1 protein-coding gene is annotated in these 2,073 nt (G+C 58.8%); it reads left to right on the top strand.

Features of this window, described 5'->3' with window-relative positions; genetic code table 11:
• Window positions 1-2,073: VaFE repeat-containing surface-anchored protein (locus AB5213_RS16970; protein WP_368277014.1), on the top strand; the 2,073-nt coding region annotated here is incomplete at both ends.

Raw genomic sequence — 2,073 nt, 5'->3', positions numbered from 1 at the left:
CCCTCTACGAGAAGGTCACCGACAAGGACGGCAAGGTCACCAAGAAGCAGCTCCTCGATGCCGACGGCAACCCCGTCACCGCCGAGACCGAGTTCGTTCCCGAGGACACCTACGGCACCGTCGATGTGACCTTCGCCTTCGACGCGTCCGACCTCAAGGCCAAGGACAAGGTGGTCGCTTTCGAGTCCCTGTCCCTGAACGGCAAGGAACTTGCGAGCCATGCCGATATCGAGGACAAGTCCCAGACCGTCACCATCACGAAGCCCACGCTTTCCACCACTGCCGTGGACGGCTTGGATGCGGACAAGAACCTCATCGGTGAGGGCGATGTTACTATCGTCGATACCGTGAAGTACAAGAACGTCACTCCCGGCAAGACCTACAAGGTCACCGGCACCCTCTACGAGAAGGTCACCGACAAGGACGGCAAGGTCACCAAGAAGCAGCTCCTCGATGCCGACGGCAACCCCGTCACCGCCGAGACCGAGTTCGTTCCCGAGGACACCTACGGCACCGTCGATGTGACCTTCACCTTCGATGGGTCGCTCCTGAAAGACAACACGCCGGTGGTCGCTTTCGAGTCCCTGTCCTACAAGGACAAGGAGATTGCTTCCCATAGCGATATCGAGGATGAAGACCAGACGGTCACCATGCACACTTCCGAGATTGGTACCACAGCCACGGACAAGCTCGATGGTGACAAGACCGTTATCGCCGATGCCGAGTCCACCGTCACCGACAAGGTGGAGTACGACCATGTGCTCACCGGCAAGGCCTACACCATGGCCGGTATCCTGATGGATGCAAAGACCGGTCTTCCCGTATTGACCGGCGAAGGCGCGAAGAAGTATACCGAGGATGACCTCACCAAGTTCACCTCCGGCCTGATGAACGTGCTCGGCTTCCAGTCGAACACCTACTCCATCAAGGTTAAGGACAAGGACTGGGGCAACGGTGCCGCCATCGTCAAGAACGCGGACGGTTCCTACACCTATGATGCTTCCGAGCGCACCGAGAACGAGGACGGCACTTGGACTGTCAAGACCGACACCCAGACTCTCACCGAGCAGGAAGACGGCACTTGGAAGCTCACCGGTCTGGAGGGTAGCGGCAGCGCCACCGCAGACGGCGGCACAAGCTTCGTCCGTAATATCGAGGAGACCTACAAGGCCGATGAGGTCGAGGTTACCGATAACGGTATCGACTGGTCGAACGCAAAGAAGCTCCCGACCGCTTCCATCGACCTCGCCAAGGTCAAGGCATATGCCGAGGAGAACAAAGACCTCCTCTCCTGCCTTGTCTACAAGACGGCGGAGTTCACCCCTGAGAAGGAGTCCGGTTCCATCGACATGGACTACACCTTCAACTCCAACGACGTTATCGACCGCCTGTCCGGCGAGACCAAGAACCTCGTGGTCTTCGAGGTCATGTTCAAGGGCAGCATCGAGAACGCTTCCGATGAGACTCCCGTTTCCATCGTCGCGAGCGAATGCGATAAGGACAACGAGGGACAGACGGTAAAACTCGCCCCGAGTACCATCGGTACCACCGCGACCGACAAGTCCGACGGTGACCATGAACTGATGGCTGGCAAGGATGCCGTCATCACTGACGAGGTGAAGTACGAGGGTCTTATCCCCGGCAAGGAGTACACGCTCCATGCCACGCTCATGGATAAGAAGACCGGCGAACCTTTGAAGGTTGCCGACAAGGGCGTGACCGCCGAACTCAAGTTCACGCCGAACAGTGAGAGCGGCACGGTCTCCATCAACCTCGGCGAGTTCGATGCAACCTCCCTCGACGGTCATACACTGGTTGTCTTCGAGGAGCTGACCAAACAGAGCGATATCGACGGCAAGGCCACGGACGTTACCGTAGCGGAGCATAAGGATATCAACGACGAGGGACAGTCCGTGACCGTCACCTCGACCCCGGCAGGCTCCACCTACGGAAAGACCGGCGTTGACATGACGAACATCGCCATCGCCATCGGCATCCTCCTGATTGCCGCAGGCTGCGCGACCGCTTACGGCATCAAGAGCCGCAAGACCACCAAGGGCGATGCGGACGAGA

Source organism: Coprococcus sp. RTP21204st1_G4_RTP21204_210225 (assembly GCF_040915385.1).
Classification (GTDB): Bacteria; Bacillota; Clostridia; order Lachnospirales; family Lachnospiraceae; genus Allocoprococcus; species Allocoprococcus comes.
The sequence above is the reverse complement of the archived record's forward strand: the minus strand, read 5'-3'. Positions and strand labels throughout refer to the sequence as shown.